Origin of the sequence: Bradyrhizobium guangzhouense, from assembly GCF_004114955.1 — a bacterium.
GTDB lineage: Bacteria > Pseudomonadota > Alphaproteobacteria > Rhizobiales > Xanthobacteraceae > Bradyrhizobium > Bradyrhizobium guangzhouense.
In genome coordinates, this window is the sequence record NZ_CP030053.1 from 3,754,929 (window position 1) to 3,776,156 (window position 21,228).

The 21,228-nt window shown below is 63.6% G+C and carries 16 protein-coding genes; 4 read left to right on the top strand and 12 right to left on the bottom strand.

What is annotated here, in order from left to right; genetic code table 11:
- Window positions 1-149 precede the first annotated feature (149 nt).
- The 6 genes from XH91_RS18145 to XH91_RS18175 all read right to left on the bottom strand — a co-directional run bounded on the left by XH91_RS18145 (window position 150) and on the right by XH91_RS18175 (window position 7,514).
- Window positions 150-473, bottom strand: a complete 324-nt coding sequence (locus XH91_RS18145; protein ID WP_128951831.1) for a DUF3240 family protein — start codon at window positions 471-473, stop codon at window positions 150-152.
- Window positions 470-3,547: an efflux RND transporter permease subunit gene (locus XH91_RS18150; protein WP_128951832.1), complete on the bottom strand. Its 3,078-nt coding sequence runs from the start codon at window positions 3,545-3,547 to the stop codon at window positions 470-472. The genes XH91_RS18145 and XH91_RS18150 overlap by 4 nt, the downstream gene beginning before the upstream one ends.
- Window positions 3,547-4,671, bottom strand: a complete 1,125-nt coding sequence (locus XH91_RS18155) for an efflux RND transporter periplasmic adaptor subunit (RefSeq protein WP_128951833.1) — start codon at window positions 4,669-4,671, stop codon at window positions 3,547-3,549. Before XH91_RS18155 ends, XH91_RS18150 begins: the two co-directional genes overlap by 1 nt.
- A gap of 451 nt (window positions 4,672-5,122) precedes the next feature.
- A complete protein-coding gene (locus XH91_RS18165; protein ID WP_128951835.1) occupies window positions 5,123-6,538 on the bottom strand; it encodes a sensor histidine kinase in 1,416 nt (471 codons plus the stop codon).
- Window positions 6,535-7,200 carry a response regulator transcription factor gene (locus XH91_RS18170; RefSeq protein WP_128951836.1) on the bottom strand — a complete coding sequence of 222 codons (666 nt, stop codon included), beginning with the start codon at window positions 7,198-7,200 and terminating at the stop codon, window positions 6,535-6,537. The genes XH91_RS18165 and XH91_RS18170 overlap by 4 nt, the downstream gene beginning before the upstream one ends.
- On the bottom strand, window positions 7,200-7,514 hold the full coding sequence (locus tag XH91_RS18175; protein ID WP_128951837.1) for a PepSY domain-containing protein: 315 nt from the start codon (window positions 7,512-7,514) through the stop codon (window positions 7,200-7,202). The genes XH91_RS18170 and XH91_RS18175 overlap by 1 nt, the downstream gene beginning before the upstream one ends.
- Window positions 7,515-7,660: 146 nt before the next feature.
- Between XH91_RS18175 and XH91_RS18180 the strand changes: the two genes are divergently transcribed.
- Genes XH91_RS18180 through XH91_RS18190 form a run of 3 tightly spaced genes read left to right on the top strand, consistent with a single transcriptional unit; the run spans window position 7,661 to window position 9,245 of the window.
- A complete protein-coding gene (locus tag XH91_RS18180; RefSeq protein WP_128951838.1) occupies window positions 7,661-7,933 on the top strand; it encodes a PepSY domain-containing protein in 273 nt (90 codons plus the stop codon).
- A gap of 10 nt (window positions 7,934-7,943) precedes the next feature.
- On the top strand, window positions 7,944-8,510 hold the full coding sequence (locus XH91_RS18185) for a cytochrome b/b6 domain-containing protein (RefSeq protein WP_128951839.1): 567 nt from the start codon (window positions 7,944-7,946) through the stop codon (window positions 8,508-8,510).
- A 39-nt stretch (window positions 8,511-8,549) separates the two neighbouring features.
- Window positions 8,550-9,245, top strand: a complete 696-nt coding sequence (locus tag XH91_RS18190) for a VIT1/CCC1 transporter family protein (RefSeq protein ID WP_128951840.1) — start codon at window positions 8,550-8,552, stop codon at window positions 9,243-9,245.
- A 66-nt stretch (window positions 9,246-9,311) separates the two neighbouring features.
- On the opposite strand, the gene XH91_RS18195 is transcribed toward XH91_RS18190, so the two are convergent.
- The 6 genes from XH91_RS18195 to XH91_RS18220 all read right to left on the bottom strand — a co-directional run bounded on the left by XH91_RS18195 (window position 9,312) and on the right by XH91_RS18220 (window position 19,585).
- Window positions 9,312-11,906, bottom strand: coding sequence for a cation-translocating P-type ATPase (locus XH91_RS18195; RefSeq protein ID WP_245477146.1), 2,595 nt, complete (start codon window positions 11,904-11,906; stop codon window positions 9,312-9,314).
- A gap of 136 nt (window positions 11,907-12,042) precedes the next feature.
- Window positions 12,043-14,328, bottom strand: a complete 2,286-nt coding sequence (locus XH91_RS18200; RefSeq protein ID WP_128951841.1) for a heavy metal translocating P-type ATPase — start codon at window positions 14,326-14,328, stop codon at window positions 12,043-12,045.
- A 66-nt stretch (window positions 14,329-14,394) separates the two neighbouring features.
- Window positions 14,395-15,594: an efflux RND transporter periplasmic adaptor subunit gene (locus XH91_RS18205; protein ID WP_128951842.1), complete on the bottom strand. Its 1,200-nt coding sequence runs from the start codon at window positions 15,592-15,594 to the stop codon at window positions 14,395-14,397.
- 2 nt (window positions 15,595-15,596) lie between these two features.
- Window positions 15,597-17,960, bottom strand: coding sequence for an ABC transporter permease (locus XH91_RS18210; protein ID WP_206733525.1), 2,364 nt, complete (start codon window positions 17,958-17,960; stop codon window positions 15,597-15,599).
- The gene (locus XH91_RS18215; protein ID WP_128951844.1) at window positions 17,957-18,694 is read right to left on the bottom strand and encodes an ABC transporter ATP-binding protein; all 738 of its coding nucleotides are present in this window, start codon (window positions 18,692-18,694) and stop codon (window positions 17,957-17,959) included. Before XH91_RS18215 ends, XH91_RS18210 begins: the two co-directional genes overlap by 4 nt.
- Before the next feature lie 54 nt (window positions 18,695-18,748).
- Window positions 18,749-19,585, bottom strand: coding sequence for a universal stress protein (locus XH91_RS18220; RefSeq protein WP_128951845.1), 837 nt, complete (start codon window positions 19,583-19,585; stop codon window positions 18,749-18,751).
- Between the two features lie 481 nt (window positions 19,586-20,066).
- Here XH91_RS18220 and XH91_RS18225 point away from each other — a divergent pair, with 481 nt between their 5' ends.
- Entirely contained in the window at window positions 20,067-21,140 is a 1,074-nt protein-coding gene (locus tag XH91_RS18225) for an AI-2E family transporter (RefSeq protein ID WP_128951846.1), read from the top strand.
- The last annotated feature ends 88 nt before the right edge of the window (window positions 21,141-21,228 follow it).

Below are 21,228 nucleotides of genomic sequence, written 5' to 3' on the forward strand. Positions count from 1 at the left end.
TGTGAGGCAGCAGTTCTCCGGCTCGCGGATATCCGCGCTTGAGCTGGTCTTCGATATGAACCGCGGTGGCCAACCGGACCGGGGATAGCCGCTGGAATGAATTCCGGGTTTGGCATCCCGGTATGGTGCCGCAGCAGGTATCGCGGGGCTCATCGATCGGGACGATCGACGACGCCAAATTCCGTGACTGGCATGATCCAATAGACGATCCTGGATCCGACAAAGGCCGCCTTCAGCCGTTCGAGCAGTTGCGCCGCCTGTTGTCCCTGTAGAATGATCAACACCATGAGCTCGTCAGCACGTCCCCTCACCTGTTCCTCCGGCGTCTGCAACCGGACGTCGGGACCGTGGCCGGCGGCGTCCGAGGCCGTGAAGCCGGAAACGAGATCGCGCTGCTCGCTCAGAAAGTCGAACAATTCGTCGCGGAGCGCTCGGCCCGCGATCAGCGTGAGGCAGGCGAATTCGGCGCTCATTTGGGCTCCTTCATGATGCCGCCAAATCGGCGATAAAGGATCGGCAAAAGGATCAGCGTCAAGGCTGTCGAGGAGAGCAAGCCGCCGATCACCACGATGGCGAGCGGACGCTGGATCTCCGATCCCGGGCCGGTTGCAAACAAGAGCGGGATCAGGCCCAGGGCCGTGATGCTCGCCGTCATCAGGACCGGTCTGAGCCTGCGCATGGCGCCATCCACGACGATGCGACCCTCCGGTACGCCGTGGGCACGCAGCTGGTTGAAATAGGAGACCAGAACGACGCCGTTCAGCACGGCGATTCCCAACAGCGCAATGAATCCGACGGACGCCGGAACTGAAAGGTATTCGCCGGTAAGCACCAGAGCAAACACGCCGCCAATCACGGCGAACGGGATATTGACGAGCACCAGCAGCGCTTGCCGGATCGAACCGAACGTCGTGAAGAGCAACACGAAGATCAGCCCGATCGCGACCGGCACCACGATTGAGAGGCGCGCCGCCGCCCGTTGCTGATTTTCGAACTGACCGCCCCAAGTCAGCCTGTAACCCCCGGGCAACGGCAATTCCGCGGCGACTTTCTGCCGGGCCGCCTCGACGAAGCCGACCATGTCGCGGCCACGCACATTGGCTCGCACGACGCTCATCCTGTTCCCATTCTCGCGATTGACCACAACGGGACCGTCCACCCGCTGGATGCGGGCGACTTGCGAGAGCGCTACGTGCTGGCCCGAGGCGAGCGTCAGCGGCAGGCTCGCGAGCAGTGTCGGAGCCTCGCGCGTCGTTTCGCTGCCGCGAACCAGGATGGGAGTACGGCGGCCCTCTTCCAGCACCGTGCCGATCGTGCGTCCCTCGATCTGGGTGCGCAACGAAGTGGAGATGGCATCCACCGTCAGGCCGAGGCGTCCCGCCTCCATCCGATTCACGGCGACCGTGTAATATTGGGCACCCTCGTTGAGTGTGGTGTAGACATCCTCAGCGCCGTCGATGCCGGCCAAAATGGCGGATAGCTTGCTCGCAATCTCATTGAGCTTGGCGATATCAGGTCCAAAGATCTTCACCGCGACATCGCCGCGGACGCCGCTGATCATTTCCTGCACGCGCATGTCGATCGGCTGTGTAAAGCTGAGAGATAGCCCCGGGAAGTTGCCGAGCACCTGCCGCAACTCTTCGATCAGGGCAGATTTGTCGATTGCCTTTCGCTCTTCTGCGGGCTTCAAAACCAGGAACGTGTCGGTCTGGTTGGGTCCCATCGGGTCAAGCCCGAGCTCGTCGGATCCGGTTCGGGCCACGATACTCTTGACGTCAGGGACCTTCGCGAGAATGGCCGATTGAAGCCTGGCGTTGATCGCGATCATTTCGTCCAGGTTGATCGACGGTAGCGCCTCGACGCTGACGATGATATCGCCTTCGTCCATCGTCGGCATAAACGTCTTGCCGAGCTGGGTGTAGGCATAGCCGGCAGCAACGAGGGCCGCCACCGCCGCGATGATGACCTTGCGCTCATTATTCAGAGCCCAAGCAAGTGCAGGCGCATAAAGTCGCGACGCGATTCGGATCAGCCACGGCTCGTGGTGCGAGGTGCTCTTGAGGAGAAACGAAGTTGCCACGGGGATGACCGTGAGCGCCAAGAGCAGCGAGCCAGCAAGCGCGAAGATGATTGCGAGCGCCACAGGGATGAATAACTTCCCTTCAAGCCCCTCCAGCGTCAGCAGCGGCACGAATACGATCATGATAATCAGCACGCCCGAGGCAACCGGCTGAAGCACCTCGGACACCGAGCGATAGATGATATGGACAAGCGGCGCGGCCTTGCCCTGCGACTCCTTGCTGAGGTTTCCCACGACGTTCTCGACCACCACCACCAGCGCGTCGATCAGCATGCCGATGGCGATGGCAAGGCCGCCCAAGCTCATCAGGTTTGCCGACATGCCCACGATGCGCATGACGATGAGGGCAATCATGATCGCGAGCGGCAGGCTCAGGGCGATCACCAGAGAGGCTCGCCAGTTACCGAGAAATAGCAGGAGGAGGACGACGACAAGGACGGTTGCCTCGCCAAGGGCGCGGATAACCGTGCCGACGGCGCGGTCGACCAGTCGGCCACGGTCGTAAAAGACCTGGATACTGACACTTTGAGGCAGTGATTGCTTGATCTCGTCGAGGCGTGCCTGCACGTCGGCCACGAGTTGACGCGCATTGGCCCCTCGCAGACCAAGCACGAGGCCCTCGACCGTTTCGCCATGGCCATCCGCGGTGACAGCGCCGTACCGTGTCAGTGCCCCTAACTGGACGCGGGCAATGTCCTTGACCCGGATCGGAACCCCATCCTTGGTATCGACCACGATCTGCCTGATGTCGTCGATGGTCCGAATGCTGCCTTCGATACGCACGAGAGCGCTGTCTTCGCCCTGATTGACACGGCCGGCGCCGTCATTGCGGCTGTTCGTCTCGATCGCGCGCCGAAACATCTCGTAGGAAATGCCGCGGGCTGCAAGCGCATCGCTGAGCGGGACGATCTCAAAAGCCCGCACATAGCCCCCGAGCGCATTGACATCGGCCACTCCCGGCACCGTCCGTAGCGCCGGACGGATCACCCAATCGAGCAGACTCCGTCGCTCGGCCAGCGAAAGTTCCGCACTTTCGATGGTGAACATGAACATTTCGCCGAGCGGGCTGGTGATCGGGGCGAGCCCACCCGCCACCCCCTCCGGCAAGTCACGGGTGATGTTGGCCAAGCGTTCGGACACTTGGTTGCGGGCCCAGTAGATGTCCGTGCCGTCCTCGAAATCGACTGTGACATCGGCCAGGGCGTATTTGGTGGTCGAGCGCAGGATCTTTTTGTTCGGCAGTCCAAGAAGTTCGAGCTCGATCGGCACCGTGACCCGCTGTTCCACCTCCTCCGGGGTGAGACCCGGCGCCTTCATGATGACCTTGACCTGGACCGGCGAGACATCCGGAAAGGCGTCGATCGGCAGGCTGGGCAACATGACCAGTCCGGCGCCGATCAACAGGAGCACGCCAAGGGCGACGAACAGCCGCTGAGACAGCGCAAAAGCGACAAGGCGTTCGAGCACTAGCCTGCTCCCAGCTTCAGCAGGATACCGCGGAGCGCGGAGATGCCGCTGACGGCTACCTCGTCGTCGTTCGAGATGGCGCCGGAGACCACGACATGGTCTTGGTCCTCTTCAAGCAGCGTGACCGGCACCAGGCGGAAGCCGCCCTGCACTGCCACGAATACGGAAGCTTGCTCGCCGCGGCGGAATATCGCGCTGTAAGGGAGTTCCCAGGCGTTCTCCCGTTTGGAGGCAAAGGAGATGCGAGCAGCAGCCGTTTGACCCGGCCGCAAATCGCCCGAATTGGGTACTTCGGCACGGACCAGCACCGTTTGCGTCGCCGCATCGGCCGTCTCGGAAACCAGCATCACCTGGCCCGGAGTTTCGTAACCATCGACCTCCACCTTTGCGCCTTGTCGAATGGCTTTGATGTTCAATGCCGGAACCGCGATCTCGACCCATAGCGGAGAAAGTTGTGCGAGCTTGATCAGTGGCGCCGATTGCTCCACGCGTTGGCCAGGAGAAACGGCAATATCTATGACAGTCGCCGGCCGCGGAGCGGCAACCGTAAGAGTCGCGCTGATCGCCGCCTCGCTGGTCAGTTTTGCGATGGTCTCATCCGAGAGGCCGCTGAGACGAAGCATCTGACGGCGCTCTGCTACCGCAATGCTCGCTTGCCGTGCCTCGGCCTGGCTCGCCTCGAGAACGCGCTGCGCGACCGCGTTCCCTTGAAATAGCTGAGTGTTGCGGTTGAGCTGCTGAGCCGCCAGGACGTCCTGCGCAACGGCATGCAGATAGTCGCGCTGCTGCGACACGAAGCCCGGGCTCTCCATCAAAGCGAGCGGCTGCCCAGCCGTGACGCGGTCACCTCGCGCCACTGAAAGGTTGATGACCATGCCAGCCACAGGAGCGCTAACGACCCACATTTGCGGCGTCGGGACGACGATCTGTGCCGGATAAGGCAGTGTCTTGTCGGTTGGACTGGCGACGGGACGAACGACGCGAATCCCAAGGCTCGTTGCCTGCTCAGGGCTGAGTTTCACTCCATCCTCGGCCATGGATATGGATGGCAAATTCAGGAACGCCGTGGCCATCAGGATGCGAGCCCCGTTCCTCCACGAGAGCATCAGTGAATTCAGATGCATTGCGAAAATCCCATCGTGGCGACCGAGACCGGAGAATTGGCCTTTCCGGCGAACTGTTCTCCGATCTGCCTGTCTGAGGGTTGATCTTCATCAAGTGCGCCGCCAGTCGCGGCCTGATCAATAAGACACCCCCGCTGACGGGACGCTGTTGGACATTGTCAGCGAATTGTAAGGTCAAATCGGCATAAAGACTGACTATGAAACCGAAGTGGTACATCTCCTTCGAACCGGCCGCCCCCGGAAAGGACCGAATTTACCGGCGCGAGACCAAGACCTTTCTTACGGAAGCCGAGGCCAAGGCATTTGCACGAATGATCCTCGAACGCGCCCTGCGCATTTCCGCCGGGACAATAAATCCCGCTCAGCCGAAGCGAGTGATTGGATCTCCGCGCGAGCTTTCTGAGTGGCTTTCACGGACTTAATCAGAATGCTGGTGCCGGCATCTGCGGCGTCAGGCGTTCTGCGGCGAAGGCAATGACGCGTTCGATTCTTTCGAAGAACTCGATAGCCGGGCCGCCGCAGATTTCGGACCGATTGTCGCCTTCAGCCCACCGAGCTCCGACTTCGAGAGTTCCAGTCCCCACTCGTACGCGTCCAGAACGTCCTGAACGATGGCAAGCCCCAGACCCGCAGCTCCTCCGCGCTCGTCGAGGCGAGTGCCGCGCGCGATCACGCGCGACAGGTGGGTTGGTTCAATGCCTTCGCCGTCGTCTCCGACAGCGAGGGACGGCCGATTGTGATCGGCGGCAATGCGGACGCATCCTGCCGCATGGCGGGCAGCGTTCTCGATCAGATTACCGAGGATTTCCGCAAGGTCGGTCCTATCCAGCGGCAGACAAAGATCATCGGCGACGAGGTTCTCGAATCTGACTCGCGCACCCTCGGGCGTGCGGGACACAGTCGCGATGATGGACCCCACGAGCGGTTTCACGGCAACGGATGTCGCTACGCCGCCTCTGGCGCGCCCACGAACCCTGGCGCGGGCAAGTTCGCGGTCGACGTGGCGCCCCATGGCTTCGCCAACGGCCTCGATATCCTTGGCGATATCATGCTCGCCCCGCTCCCGGAGGCGCGACGAATCGGCCGCGAGGGCCGCCAGCGGCGTCTTGAGGCCGTGCGCGAGGTCCGCTGCGCGACCGCGGGATCGTTCGATTTCGGTGTCCTGCGCATCGATGAGCGCGTTGACTTCTTCGACCAGAGGATGGACTTCGGTCGGGACCGAGGAAGGCAGGTGGCGAATTCGCCCTGCTCTGATATCGGCTACTCCGCGATGCAGTGCGATCAGCGGATGCAAGCCGACACCAACCTGGACCCAGGTCGCAAGGGCCAGGACACAACCGAGAAGAGCGAGCGCAATCGAGAGATCCTTGGCGAACGCGGAGCTTGCCTCCGAAACCCTCGCCAGATCCTCTGCGACGGCAAGGCGGATGGTCACGGGCTTGCCGCCTGCGGAAAGCGTAATGGCTCGCTCGGCCACCAGCACGCGCTGACCATCAGGTCCTGCCGCTTCGTGCTGGTGCGTTTCGCCGGGCGCGAGCCGATCCGCCGGGAGCGCCATGGCGGAATCCCACAGCGAGCGTGAGCGCAGCAACTGCCCGTGATCATCGCCAACCTGCCAGTAAAGTCCGGAAAGAGGATCCGCGAACCGCGGATCGACTGGGGTCTGCGTCAAAACCAGCTTGCCTTGGGAATTGACGTCGATATTGGCGAGAAGCTGCTTCAGATGGACGTCGAGATCCTGGGCCAGGGTGCGCGAGACATGACGCTCGAAAACGACGACCAGCGCGACGCCGGCGATCCCGAGCGCGATCAGGATCGCGACAATGCCGCCGGCGACAAGCCGCAGTCTGAGCGAATGCCGGCTCATTCGGGGGCCCCGTGCATCAGATAGCCGAACCCACGCCGCGTCTCGATCGCATCCGCGCCCAGCTTCTTGCGTACGCGGCCGACCAGCACCTCGAGCGTGTTTGAATCGTGCTCTTCGCCGTGGCCATAGACATTTTCATCGATCTCCTGCGGCGAGACGACTCGACCTCGATTGCGGAGAAGATGGGCGACTAATCTGTATTCGAGCGGCGAAAGCGTGATCGGCACGCCGCGACGGGTCACCTTCATCTGTCGCTCGTCGAGCGTGATCTCTCCAGCGGTCATGACCGAGGAGCCGTGCCCCACCGATCGCCGCACGATGGACCGCAGCCGCGCCAGCAACTCCTCCATCCGGAATGGCTTCGGCAAGTAGTCATCCCCACCCGCATCGATGCCATCCACCCGCTCCGCCCAGCTCCCGCGCGCGGTGAGAATGAGAACGGGCAAGTTGCGCCCATTGGCGCGCCAGCGCTTCAGGACCGCGAGTCCGTCCATCCCGGGCAGGCCGAGATCGAGAATGACGGCTCCGTAGTCCTCGGTATCGCCGAGAAACCAGGCGTCCTCGCCGTTCGCGACCGTTTCGACCACGTAGCCGGATGCTTCGAGCGTGCGCGCGACGTCCGATGCAATCCGCGGGTCGTCCTCGACAACAAGCACGCGCATCACCTCTCCTGGGTCCGTTCGACTTCGCCACTCCTGGCGTCGACGTGGATTTCGAACAGGCGCCCGTGGTCGTCCACGACACGCAGCTCGTACATCCAGGCGCCGGCTTCGCGTTCGAGCTTCACACCGACGACTTCGCCCGGAAGCTTCCGCTTCACTACATTGAGGATGTCGGCGAACGGCCGGATCTCGCCGGCCTCGACGGCCCGCCGTGCATCATCGTGATCGCGCGCAACGGACGGCACACCGCTGCTTGCGGCCACAAGGGCAGCCGCAAGGATCAGGGTACGAATTCGGCGCAGTCCTGAACACATGAAGAAGCTTGTCATCCCGAAGATATGGATACCAGAGATCACCTGACAAATAGCTGACCCGGCTCAACAGGCGTCGGTCAGGCCGCTTCTGGCAGGTTGCCGCATCGCCGGCGCATGGTGCGGCCGGCCACCGTCAGGAGATACCTATGCGCAAGGTCGCCATTCTTACCGTTGCCGCCGTGACGCTCGGGGCGGCGTCCGCCCAGGCCGGCAGCTTCGGCAAACCGTGCACGTCCGCTCCCGAGGCCCAGTGGCTGCCGATGGCTCAATTGCAGGCCAAGGTCGAGGCCCAAGGCTACAAGGTCCAAAAGGCCAAACTCAAGAACGCCTGCGGCGAGCTCTATACGCTCGACAAAAACGGCAATCGCGTGGAGCTGTTCGTCGACCCGACCAACGGCCAGATCATCGGCCAGATGTGACGGTCCGCAAATGAGAACCGTGAGCAACGGGATCGGAGCCGGCGGCGTGAGGCCGCCGGCCATGGTCAAGGTCTGGGATCCGTTCGTCCGGATCTTCCACTGGTCGCTGGCTTGCCTGTTCGTCCTGGCCTACGCCACCGGCGATGAGATCGCGCGGGTGCACATCGCTGCCGGCTACGCCATCGCCGGCCTCCTCGCGATCCGCATCATCTGGGGCTTTGTCGGCCCGCGACATGCGCGCTTTTCGAAATTCGTTCGTCCGCCACGCGAGGTGCTCGCCTATCTTCGCGACCTCGCCCTGCTCAGGGCTCCCCGCTACATCGGACATAACCCCGCCGGTGGTGCCATGATCCTGGCCCTCATGATCGCGCTGGCCGGCACCTGTGCGACAGGCTACATGATGACGACGGATGCCTATTGGGGCTCGAAACTGATCGAACACGTTCACGAATTCCTGGCCAACCTGAACGTCGGCCTGGTCGTGGCGCATGTCCTCGGCGTGGTGATCGCAAGCTTCGAGCATCGCGAGAACCTGGTCGCGTCCATGATCTCCGGCCGCAAGAGAGCTGCCGACTAGGCACTCTCTTCAAACCCAAACCACTACCAGGAGCGTCCTGTGCCAGCCACCCCTCATATCGAGAAGCACTTCACTGCCTCCGAAAGCGTCCGTGACGTCGTGATCGGCATGGCCGACGGACTGACGGTGCCGTTTGCGCTGGCGGCCGGCCTTTCCGCGGCCGTCACCAGCACCGACGTGATTGTCACCGCAGGATTGGCCGAGGTCGTCGCCGGCGCGATCGCCATGGGACTTGGCGGGTATCTCGCCGCGCGTACAGACGCCGAGCACTACGCCGCGGAAGAACAGCGCGAGCACCATGAGATCGATCAGCTTCGCGAGCGGGAGATCCAGGAGGTGGAGCAGATCTTCCGGGAATACGGCCTCGAAGGAGATGCGCTCAAATCGGTCGTCGGCGCGGTTTCGGCGAACCGTCAGCGATGGGTCGATTTCATGATGCGCTTCGAACTGGGATTGGAGCGTCCCGACCCGAAGCGCGCGCCGATCAGCGCCGCGACGATTGGAGGCTCATATGTGGTCGGCGGCCTGATTCCGCTCGTGCCCTACATGTTCACCCACAACATCGGAACGGCCCTGCAGATCTCGGTCGCCGCGACTGGCGTCGCCCTGCTCTGCTTTGGGGCCGTCAAAGGCCAATTCACGGGCGTCAACAAGGTCAAGTCGGCGCTGCAAACGCTGCTGGTAGGCGGATTGGCCGCCGGAGCGGCGTTTTGGCTCGCGCATCTGTTCGGATAGCTTAGTAGCGATCTTCACCTCAACATCGCGGCCGTTGCTGCCTTGCGACTCATAGCTCCCTCCTCGTCATCGCACGTCCGCAAGCCATCCCCTGACGGCCGCGCTGGCTGCCTGCGTGGCGAGCAACGGCAACGCACTCGAGACAATCACGATCGACCACATTTCGGCGGTTGGGGGCGCAAGCTGTAACAGATGCGCAGCCGACGATAGGTAGGGCGGTACAGCGAGTAGTGTTGCACAGAGCAGAAGCGCACCCCAAACCCAGCCGTTCCGCGTGACTTCGTTGACGAAGAACGGCGAGCGCGGATCGCGCATGTTGAACACGTGCCAAAGCTGGGCAAAGGCGAGCGTCAGGAACGTGGTGGTGACTGTTGAGCGGGCATCGAGAGCGAACCAGGACGATGCAGCCAGCGCCCCGAAGGTGCCTGCGGTCAACGTCGCCCCGTGCAGGACGATGGCGACCCATTGCCGGCGGCCCAGAATGGGCTCTTTTGGATCGCGCGGCGGACGTTTGAGGATGCCCTCCTCGCCCTCGCCCATGGCGAGCGCGAAAGCGGGGAAGACGTCGGTTACCAAATTGAGATACAGGATTTGCAGCGGCAAGAGCGGTAAAGGCAGCGCCAGCGATACGGCAAGGCCGACCGCCAACACCTCGCTGAGATTGCAGGACAAGAGGTAGGCGACGAAGCGACGGATATTGGCGAAGATCACCCGCCCTTCGTGGATCGCCCTGATGATGGTTGGAAACGCGTCGTCGAGCAGGATCATGGCGGCCGCTTCGCGGGCCACATCGGTCCCACGCAATCCCATCGCCACACCGATATCGGCCTGCCGCAGAGCGGGTGCGTCATTCACCCCGTCCCCCGTCATGGCGACAATCTCGCCCGAAGCCTGATACGTCCGGACGAGAGCGAGTTTTTCATCCGGAGTTACTCTCGCGAAAATTCCGACGTCCCGGAGCGCAGGCTGCCCGGTTTCAATCATCCGCCCGATATTCCTGCCCTCCACGACATTCGCAACGTTCTCCCCAAGCCCGACGGCTCGACCGATACTTTTCGCCGTCACCACGTGATCGCCTGTGACCATGACAACGCGAATTCCCGATTGCCGGCAGTCCTGGATGGCCGGTGGCACGTCGGCCCGCGCGGGGTCTTCCAAGCCGACAAGACCAGCAAGCACCAGCCTGTCATAGGGTGCGGCATCGGCCACCTGGTCGATCCTCGTCGCGCAGGCGAGTACCCGCAGGCCTTCATGGCCGAGCCGATCGGCTCGGCTGAGCCACTCCGCTCGCAAGGCGTCATCAAGCGCGACTTCGCCGCCCCCGACAGCTACGCGCGTCGTCGCCGCCAGGACCGCCTCGGGCGCCCCTTTCACGGCAATCAGTACACCCTCCCCATGCTCATGAACGGTCGCCATCATCTTGGCGACGGGATCAAAAGCATGCTTGCGCACGACGCCGCGCCCTTCCAGCAAGGCTGTCCGCCTGAATCCGGCGCGCAGCCCGGCACGCAGAAGCGCAATCTCCATGGGATCGCCGCTGCCGCGCTCCTCGGAAGCATCGAGATGCGCGTCGTTGCAGAGGACCGCGATCCGGAGCAATTCGGCCGCCTGTGGATCGTGAGCGACCTGCGGCTCCTCGCCTCCCCCTGGAGCGCCGGTCCCGAGCGCGATCTCGCCTGAGGATGTGCAGAGCCGTCGTACCGTCATCCGATTTTCGGTCAGGGTACCGGTCTTGTCGGTGAGAATGACCGTGGTCGCCCCGAGCGTCTCGACCGCCGAGAGACGTTCGATCAGCGCATTTTGCTGCGCCATGCGCCACATGCCACGGGCGAGCGCAAGCGTCGCGACGATGGGGAGACCTTCTGGAATTGCGGCTACGGCGAGCGCGATAGCCGCCTCGATCATCAGGAGAGCGTCCTTGCCACTCGATAGACCAATGGCACCGATGATGGCGGCGACAGCGATGGTCGCCCAGACGAGTTGCATCGACAGACGCTCGAGCTTGCGCTCGAGGGGCGAATGACCCGGATCGGCTTCGAGAACGAGCCGCGTCACCCGGCCGAGTTCCGTGATGATTCCGGTCGCGACCACGACACCCGCGCCGGTGCCGCGCGTAATCGCGGTGCCCTTGAACGCCATCGACGCGCGATCGCCGAGACGGGTGTCTGCGCCGACCGGCTCGATCTGCTTGTCGACGGCGACTGATTCTCCGGTCAGCGACGACTCGTCCGTTGAAAGACGAGATGTCTCGATGAGGCGCAAATCGGCCGAAACGGCATCACCAGCCTCCAGGACCACGACATCGCCCGGAACCAGATCCGCGGCCGGGATCACATGAACCCGTCCCTCGCGTCGGACGCGGGCGGTCCGCGTGCCGAGCGCGCGCAAAGCCTCGATCGATCGGACCGCCTTCAACTCGGTCACGAAGCCGATCAGCGTGTTGATGGCAAGCACCGCAAAGATGGCGCTGCCCTCCTCGAGCTCGCCGAAATAAAACGCCAGTCCTGCTGCGCCGCTCAGGAGATAGACGACCGGGCTCTTGAACTGGTGCACCAGCAGGCGCAGCACGCCGGCTGGACGCCGCGAGGCGATGGTGTTCGCGCCGAAATGCTTGCGCCGTGCGCCGACCTCGGCTTCGGACAATCCCTCGGCGCCGGACACACGTAACTGCCCCAGCAGTTCTGCGACGGGCAGCGCGTGCGGGAATTTCGGGAGTATCAGCGGGTCAACGACTTGCTGCTTGGCGATGGCGTACCTCGTTTGCGCCGGAATGGAGAGATGTGTCGCCAGACGGGACCTAAGCCGACACGGCTTCGTAGATATCCTCTTCCTGGGCGGTGTGCATGCGCACCAGCGTCTCGATCGCCTCGATGACGCGTTGCGCGTCCCGCACGATATAGCGGTCGATCTTCTCCGAGGGCATGTCTTCGACGATGCGGCTGAGCAGCCGGGCAAGATGCAGGATCTCGCGATGCGCCCGGCTCATGGCGGAGAGCCCATGGCGCTCGCGCAGCACCTCCGCGAGCTTCGGATAGACGCTGTCTTCGTCGTCGCGCTCGTGCTTCACGACGCTGCTCTGAACCAGAAGCTGGGCCTCGCCGATCAACGTCCCGGCCGAGTCCGGCGTCACGTCGTCCAGGGCATCGACGATTTTGCGCAGGCGGTCCAGGTCCCTGAACAAGGCCTGATGATCGTGACGCAATGTCAGCCCCTGCTCCGCGGTGATGCGACGGCCGCCAGCGCCGAGGGCCGGAGTGAGTGCGCGCAGTGCGTTCAGGATGACGGCGACATCGATCACCTCCTGCGCGATCGCCGCCGGCACCGGGGCGAGCCAACCCAGCGTGGCAGCGACCATCGCGACGAGCGACAACCCGATGCCGACGATAATACTTTGCAGGGCAATCCGCCGCGCCCGCTGCGCAATGATGATGGCTTCGCCCACACGGTCGAGGCGGTCGGCCAGGATCACCACGTCAGCCGCTTCGGACGACGCGCTGGCGCCCCGCGCCCCGAGCGCGACGCCGACGTCGGCTACGGCCAGCGCCGGGGCGTCGTTGATACCATCGCCGACCATGATGGTCGGATGCAGCCGTTGCTCGCCCCGCACCGCCTCGACCTTATCGGAGGGGACGCGGTCGGCCAGCACGGCATCGAGGTCGAGCGCCGCGCCGATGGCCTGTGCCGCCGCGGCGCGATCGCCGGTGACCATCACCATCCGCGCGACGCCCGCATCGCGGAGCAGCCGGATCGCCCGCGGCGTATCGGCCCGCAACTCGTCCGCCAGAAGCAACGCACCGATGGTACGTCCATCCACGGCGACAAAGACGATCAGCGCCGAGCGCCACGAGGCGCGCCGGATTGCCCGCAGCTCCCACGGCGACAACGCGGCATGCGAAGGAAGCATCTGCCGCGCGCCGGCGGTGACCTGCCGTCCGTCGATCATGCCGCTCAGACCGGAGCCCATCGCCTCCTTGACCTGTTCGGGGGCTTTCAGCTCGAGGCCGCGCTCGACGGCCGCCGCCACCACGGTCTTGGCCAGCACGTGATGCGAGGCCTGCTCGAGCGATGCCCCGAGCCGGAGAACCTCGTCCGGGTCGCCTCCCGGTGCAACCTCGATGGAAAGCAGCCGCGCCCCTCCGACGGTCAGCGTGCCCGTCTTGTCGAACAGCACGGTATGCGCGCGCGCCAAGGCCTCCAGCGCCGCACTGCCCTTGGCCAGGATGCCGCGGCGCGCCGCTTGCGCGACGCCGGCAATGAAAGCGACCGGTGCAGCCAGGATCAGCGGGCAAGGCGTCGCCGCCACCAGCACGGCAAGACTGCGGGTCAGATCCCCGGAGATCCGCCACGCCACGAAGGCGATCGCAATCGTCACCGGCAGGAGAAGCAGCGCGTAGCGATCGGCCAGCCGCACAAAGGGCGCTTTTGCCGTTTGCGCCGCCGTTACCATGCGCACGATGCCGGCATAGGTGCTCTCGCCGGCCGGCGCAGTCACGGTCAACTCGAACGTCTCGCCCGCATTCAGCGACCCCGACAGAACGGCACTGCCACGCGCCTTTTCGACCGGGATCGGTTCGCCTGTCACGGCGGACTCGTCGATGGTCGCCGAGGCCGAGCCAACGATACCGTCGACCGGCACGATCTCGCCGGCGCGCACCAGGAGTTGCTCGCCGACCAAGACGGCATCGACCGGAACCTCTTCGATCCGTTCCCCGCTCTTGCGGTGAGCCTGGCGCGGCGCGCGATCGACCAGCGAGCGCAGGTCGCGCTCGGCGCGTGCGACCGCGATGTCTTCCAGCACGTTGCCGCCGGAGTACATCAAGGCGACCACGGCTCCAGCAAGCGGTTGGCCGAGCGCCAAGGCCGCGCTCATGGATAGCAGCGCTATCGCGTCCACGCCGAGGCGGCCGCTGAGAAAATCCCTGACGATCGAGACCGCCAGTCCTCCGATCACGGGTGCCGTGCCTAACTCCCAGGCGAGATCGGCCAGATCGGGCCGGCCAATCACTCGTGCAAGAATTCCACCGGCCAGTCCCGCGATGGCGATCGTGACCAGGGCCCATCGCAGGACGCGCTCAAACGACATAACCTTGTTCTCACGGCTGAAGACACATCACATTGTCCCGAATCCGGCTTTAGCCGTTGAGCAGGATCAAGGCGTTCGTTGCGAGACGCGCTTGCCCGGCGCCACACGATCACTGGGATAGACGATCACCTTTTCCCCCGGAGCGAGGCCGGACGCGACGGCCGCGACGCGACCCGAACGGCGCAAGAGCTCGAGTTGACGTAATTCGGCCCGCCCATCCTTCTCCACATAGACGTTCCAGCTCTCTCCGCGGCGAAACAGCGCGCCAGATGGGATGATCGTCGCATCGTCCGCTGCGAAGACGGTGATCTGAACGTCCACCTGATAGCCGTCGCCGAGTCGCGCCCACTTTTCCGCTGGCGACAGGATATCGACGAGAACATTGACCCTTTGCTCTTCGACGCCGAGGGTAGAGATCTTGGTGAAGGCCGCGGGCTCAACCCGGCGCACTCGCCCCGTCAGCTTCCCCTCGCCGCCCCAATGGTCGATCGTGACGTCAGCCCCCGCGCCGATCTCGACCGCGTCAGTGCTGAGGACATCGACCACGATTTCGAGATCCCTGGCGTCGCCGATGTCCAGAAGCGGCGTACCAGGCTGCACGATCGTCTCGCTTGGCGTCGTCACCTTCAAGACGACGCCGGCGACCGGCGACGCGACGCTCCAGCTTTCCGGCTGACCGTCGCCGCCGTTGGCGTAGCGGGCCAGCAACGCGCGCATTTGGCTGATCTCATGCTCGGCGGCGTGATCCTGGAATTCTGCCGCACGCAGTTCCCGGTCAGCCAGGCGTGCCGCAAGTTCCGCACGTTCAAGTGTCTGCGTCGTCGCGGCCCCTTGCTGGGCCAGGGTTCGCGCCCGCGTCAGATCGGCATTTGCCTGGTTGACCTGGGCTTGCGTCCGCTCGACGACGGCCTTGGCCCGTTCGAGGTTGGCTTCGGCCATTCCCAGTCTTTCCTCGACCTCACGCCGGGTTCGTGGATCCATCAGCGGCGCCGGCGACGGCTCGATCGTCGCGACGGAGTCGTCGACCTGCACCTGGTCGCCGACCTTGAAGCGGATCCGGCCCAACCGTCCTGCGAGCGGCGCAGCGACGACATATCGCTCGCGTACGCGTGTCTTGCCGTCTTCATCCACGGTGGCGACGAAGCGCCCCTTGGTCGCGATAGCCGTCTCGACCGCAACCGGCGCCGGCACCATGAACCAGACCGTGATCCCGGCGACAGCGAGAGCTCCCGCGGCAATTCCGATATGGCGGCCAGTAATGCGCATCCTCATTCCCTGGTCTTGAGGGCTGCAACCAGATCGAGCCGGTCAACGCGCCCCTTGACGATGTAGGCACTGGCGGCGGCCGCGAGCAGCACGACTCCAGCTGCAATCACGTAAGTCTGCGGTGCGACCACCGCAGGTATCTGAAAGCTTTCGTTGGAGTGTAGCCTGGCGATCAGATCGATGACGATGCGGGAAAGTGGCAGGCCGATCACTATGCCCAACGTGATCTCGACGGCGAATTCACCGAAAAGGATGCCCGCAACCTCGCCGCGGGTGAAACCCAGCACCCGCAAACTGGCCAATTCCCACGCTCGTTCCTGCAAGCCGATGCGGGCACTGTTGTAGACCACGCCCACCGTGATGATCGTGGCAAAGGCAGCAAGGATGCCGGCCGTGACGAAGACAAGGCCGGCGATCTTGTCCATGAAGGATGTGAGCGTATACGCCTTCATCGTCACGGATTCGATGGTTGGGAGGTTCTTGAACTTCCGCCCCAATGCCAACATTGCCGTCGGCTCGACATACAGGCTTGCAGCCGAAACCACGGCGCCCTCGTCCGTGAAACGGTTCAGGGTCTCGATCTCCATGTAGGTTGCCATCCCGATCGATTCGTCGACGATGGCACTGACCGGAAGATCTCGCTTGCGCCGCCGCCCCTCCATGGCTTCGACCGAGATGATGCCGCCGGCCTGTACGTCGAGCCGCTCGGCAAGACGCCGGGTGAGCGTGATGGCGTCGGGCGCGGCCGCGATCGGGCGCAGCATGGCGTCACGCGGCCGGCGCAATTGGTGCCCGACAGAAAGACCGATCACGGACGTCAGATAGCTTCGTTGCCCGGCGCGAAGCCGCACCGGCACAATGCGCTGTCCTTCCGCCGCCAGCACGCCCGGTTCGCGGGCCAGATCGCGAATGATCGCGCGATCCATCGGATGCGGAAACGTGACCGTCGCATTGCCACGCTCCACCAGATTGAACTGCAGATCGATCATCTCACCGATGGCGTCGCGCCAGAATATCCCAAGCACCATCATTGGAACGGCAAGGGCTACTCCGGCCACCGTCAGCAGCGAACGAAGCGGACGCCCGGCGGTATTCCGCAGGATCATCATCCGGCGCGATCGCGCGGCATTGCGTGGCAGCAGCGCCTCGATCCAGGACCGGCGAAAGTCGAGCGGCGCGGCGGGCCGCATGGCAACCGCCGGCGCAAGACGGACGACCTGCCGCAACGCGGTCAAAACGCCGAGAGAGGCTGCGGTCACGCTAATGGCGATGCCCACCGCCGCAGCCCAAGGGACGAGCTCGAACGGGAGTTGCGGCAGGCGAAAGAACCCCTGATAACTTGCGATCATTGCCTTTCCGAAGCCCCAGCCGGCAGCAATTCCCAGCACCGCCCCAATCAACACGATGACGAGTATCAGCTTGAGGTAGTGCAGGCTCAGCGCGGTCGTAGGAAAGCCCAGCGCCTTCAATGCCGCGATCTGCTCGCGCTGGGCCGCAACCAGCCTGCCGAGCGCGCTGTTGAGCAGGAACGCAGCAACGCCGAAGAAGATGAACGGGATGGTCGTCGACATCACCTTTTGCTGGTTCAACTCGTCTTCGAGAAACCGGTTGGACGCCTGATCCCGCCGCTCGACCGCGCCAACCGATCCATACGGTTCGAGCAGGCGGTCCAACTCGTCGATCACCGGCTTGGGGTCTGTGCCCGGCGCCAGAGAAATGACCACGTCGTTGAAGGCCGCTTTCATGTCGAAGCCGGCCTCCGCCGCGCTGCGGTCGACCCAGAGAATTGCATAGAGCCGATCGTCGGGAATCGGCAGCCCCGGCTTGACGGCGTAGACATATTCCGGCGAGAGCGCGACGCCGGAAATGTGAAAGGCTTTCACCTTTCCGTTCAGCAGCACGCGGATATCATCACCGGGATTCACCCCATTCGCTTCTGCGAACGCCTCGTTGATCGCGGCCTCCCTCGAGGAACCCGGATCGGGCGCCGTGCCTCGGCGTAGACTCAGTCGGGCAAGGTTCTCGTCCCCGGCATGATTGAGCGATACCATGCGGGCCGAGACCGGCTGCGAAGCCGCCGGCCAGTCGACGATGACTTCGCGGACGATGCGCGGCTCGACCGAGGCGACCCCGGGAATTGCATTGAGCTGCGTGACGATCGACAATGGTGCGCGCTTGAGCGTCACGAACACTTGCGGAAAGCGCGTCGTCGCGTAGAAGCGCTCCACGGCCCTGCCGAGGGATTCGTATGTCGAGACCGACCCCACGAAGACGGCGACGCCGGCGGCGACCAGCAAGGCGATGGTGAGCACCTGTCCCCGCATGGCACTGATGTCGCGCCGCAGTTTTCGATCGAGCAGGCTCACCAGCGCACCTCTTCCGCCGAGAGCCGATGTGCATTGCGCTCCTCGGAGACGATTCGCCCGCCGCCAAGCCGCAGCACGCGGTCTGCCATGCCTGCGATTGCGGCATTGTGAGTGATGATGATGGTCGTCGTGCCCAGTCGTTCATTGGCCCGTGCGATGGCCGCAAGCACCACCTTTCCGGTCTCGTAGTCCAGCGCGCCGGTCGGTTCGTCGCACAACAGGACATCGGGCGACTTGACGATGGCGCGGGCCACTGCAACGCGTTGCTGCTCGCCGCCCGACAGTTGCGAGGGGAAGTGGTCGATCCGCTTTTCAAGCCCGACCAGGGCTAGCACTTCGAGCGGATCGAGCGGCTTGTCCGCGATCTCGTTGACCAGGGCAACGTTCTCCAGCACCGTGAGGCTGGGGATGAGATTGTAGAACTGAAAGACAAAGCCGACATGCTCACGCCTGTAGCGCGTCAATTCAGCGTCGGTTGCGCCGACCAGATTGTGGTCTCGCCAACGAGCCTCGCCGGACGTCGGGCTGTCCAAGCCCCCAAGGATGTTCAGCAAGGTCGACTTGCCCGACCCTGACGGCCCGAGGAGCACGACGAACTCGCCCTCAAAGATGTCGAGATCGACGTCGCGCAGCGCATGCACGTCGATCTCTCCCATTCGATAGGTCTTCGAAAGCGCTCTGGCGCGAAACACCGGGGATCCGGTGCTACCCGTCTTGGGCGGATGGACGTCCATCAGCATAGTCCGCTTACGGCCACCCTTCGGGAATTCGGCCGATGACTGATCGGTTCAGTGTGACAGCAGCACGGGAATTGGCGGCTTCGTCAGAATGCTGCGGGTCGCGCCTCCCAATATGAACTCTCGTAAGCGGGAATGACCATACGCCCCCATGACGAGCAGATCCGCCCTGCGAGACGCTATCTGAGCCGCCAGAACATCGCCGATGGACCGTCCTGCAGCGTCGACCTCCTCGACGACCACATCGATGCCATGACGCGAGAGATTCTTCGCGAGCTCGGACGACGAACGCCGGCTCGAAATCGCCTTCTCATTGGTCACCGTGACGACAAACACCTCTCGCGCCTTCTCCAGGATCGGGATCGCATCGGAGACCGCACGTGCCGCCGCGCGGCTGAAGTCCCACGCAACGATCACCCTGTTGAGTTCGGCTTCCTTCGAGGCGGAGGCCTCCGGCAGCACCAGCGTCGGTCTTCCCGAACCGAAGATGATCGCTTCAGCATGCCATTGGTCGTAGGACTCCGGCACCGGCACGATGGTGAGATCACGCAGCCGAGCATAGTCTATCAGGAGGTTCGGGACCTCGGACGTCAGGCAACGCTCGAGAATGATCTCGTGCAGCAGCGCCGATTTCGTGGAGGCGGCTTCAAAGGTCGCCAGCAGGTCCTGTGCATTTTTCCTGCTCTTGTGAGCCTCGCCGGCCACGATTGATCCGACATGGCCGACCCCGGACAGGAAAGTCCCGGGTATCTGCACATGAACTTCACAAGAGATCGCGGCGATGTGCGCGGCAAATGGCGAGATCAGCGAAACGGCGCGGTCGATGACCGAAACCGGCGTCGGTTCGGGATAGCTGGTCAAGGTGAGTAGAACGTCCCTGATGGCCATCGCGTGTGTCTCCGAAAATGCAATTTTGGTACGGTATCAGCGTCGGGTCCGGGTCGATTGATCTAGGTCAGAAGCCTCTGGTTCAACCCCGCCGTCAAAACTTTCCGATCGCCGGCCCGCGCTACAACCTCAGGCTCGCCGAATTGACCCAAATCAAGCGGCCGAGGCTCGGTCTGTCCGATAGAGGCTCCGGTCGTCGCACCCTTGCTCGTAACGGCTAAAAATGGAAGCTGGGCCGGATTATCCAAACGCACCTCGCACTCACGCTCCCCCTTGAACCGCTGGCAGAATGCACGGCGCATCGTCACGCTGCTGATCCTTGGGTTCGTCAACCTGGCTCTGCTCCGCGTTCGATTGCGGCAGAGGCGATCGAATGAAGCCATCGTGCGCGTCCAGCTATGGATATCCTCGCCGGCCTCGTCACATGCATGGCTGCTGATAGGTGGCACGCTGGCCTCGCGACAGCGCATTCGATGGAAAATTGAGGCAGACCCGATCAATGCTTTTAGGCCCAAAATCTCCCGATCGAGCACCGGCTTCGGTCCCTCTGGCGGTCGCCATCTCGCTAGGCGTTGTCATCTCTGCCGTGATGGCGGCGCCATTTCTGGGAGCTCTCGTCTGGTCGACGACGATCGCGGTCCTGTTCACGCCATTCGACCGCGCTGTAAGCAGCCGCGTCAAGTCCCGCAATCTTTCGGCATTGATCACGGTCATGGTGACCGCCTTTATCGTGGTCGTTCCGGCCATCCTGGTGACAGGCACCTTGCTCAACGAGGCCGGGCGCAGCGCAGCGATTGTCGTGCCGATGTTCGACGCCGACGACTGGACGCGTCTCATGGACGAGCATCGCTGGCTTGCCCCTGCGCTGCAATGGGTCCATGACAAGGTGGATTTTCCGGATCTGATGCGAACGGCGACTTCTGCGCTCGCGACGTGGAGCGGCTCCGTGCTCCGCGCGTCCTTTTCCGGAATGGCCAACTTTCTGCTTACTTTCTATTTCTTGTTTTATCTCTTGCGCGACCGGGAGGCGATTGCGGAGGCCGCGCGGCTCCATCTGCCGCTTTCGGAGCTGGAATTTGCGCTGATCGCCGGGCGCTTTAGCGATACCATTTTCGCGACCGTCTTCGGGACCGTCGCCGTCGCGGCGCTGCAGGGCGGGCTGGGAGGCCTGATGTTCTGGTGGCTGGGCCTGCCCGCTCCGGTGTTCTGGGGCGTATTGATGGCCCTTCTGGCTGTCGTTCCGTTTCTCGGCGCCTTCGTCATCTGGGCGCCAGCCGCCGTCTATCTCGCGTTGAGCGGCAGCTACACGTCCGCAATCATTCTAACGGCGTGGGGGACTTTCGTCGTCGGGCTCGTCGACAACGTCGTGTACCCGATCCTTGTCGGCAGCAGGCTTCGCATGAACACGATGCTGTCTTTCATCGCCGTCGTTGGCGGGCTGGTCTTGATGGGAACACCCGGAGTGGTGCTCGGTCCATTGCTGCTCGCCCTCACCCTGACCCTGCTGCAAATCCGGCGCGACCGGGCGGCAACCGCGGCGGGCGTTACGTCATAGCGGCGGGGATACGCCGGATCGGCATCTCCATTGATGTATCTCAACGCGATAACCGCATACCCGGTTAGGCTTTAAAATAGCCCCTGAG

Coding starts and splice junctions, on each gene's coding strand:
- XH91_RS18170 (WP_128951836.1), bottom strand. CDS start 7,200: ATGCGCGTGCTTGTTGTCGAGGACGACCCGCGGATTGCATCGGACGTC.
- XH91_RS18215 (WP_128951844.1), bottom strand. CDS start 18,694: ATGGACGTCCATCCGCCCAAGACGGGTAGCACCGGATCCCCGGTGTTT.
- XH91_RS18175 (WP_128951837.1), bottom strand. CDS start 7,514: ATGTGTTCAGGACTGCGCCGAATTCGTACCCTGATCCTTGCGGCTGCC.
- XH91_RS18155 (WP_128951833.1), bottom strand. CDS start 4,671: ATGCATCTGAATTCACTGATGCTCTCGTGGAGGAACGGGGCTCGCATC.
- XH91_RS18200 (WP_128951841.1), bottom strand. CDS start 14,328: ATGTCGTTTGAGCGCGTCCTGCGATGGGCCCTGGTCACGATCGCCATC.
- XH91_RS18165 (WP_128951835.1), bottom strand. CDS start 6,538: ATGAGCCGGCATTCGCTCAGACTGCGGCTTGTCGCCGGCGGCATTGTC.
- XH91_RS18180 (WP_128951838.1), top strand. CDS start 7,661: ATGCGCAAGGTCGCCATTCTTACCGTTGCCGCCGTGACGCTCGGGGCG.
- XH91_RS18145 (WP_128951831.1), bottom strand. CDS start 473: ATGAGCGCCGAATTCGCCTGCCTCACGCTGATCGCGGGCCGAGCGCTC.
- XH91_RS18205 (WP_128951842.1), bottom strand. CDS start 15,594: ATGCGCATTACTGGCCGCCATATCGGAATTGCCGCGGGAGCTCTCGCT.
- XH91_RS18220 (WP_128951845.1), bottom strand. CDS start 19,585: ATGGCCATCAGGGACGTTCTACTCACCTTGACCAGCTATCCCGAACCG.
- XH91_RS18185 (WP_128951839.1), top strand. CDS start 7,944: ATGAGAACCGTGAGCAACGGGATCGGAGCCGGCGGCGTGAGGCCGCCG.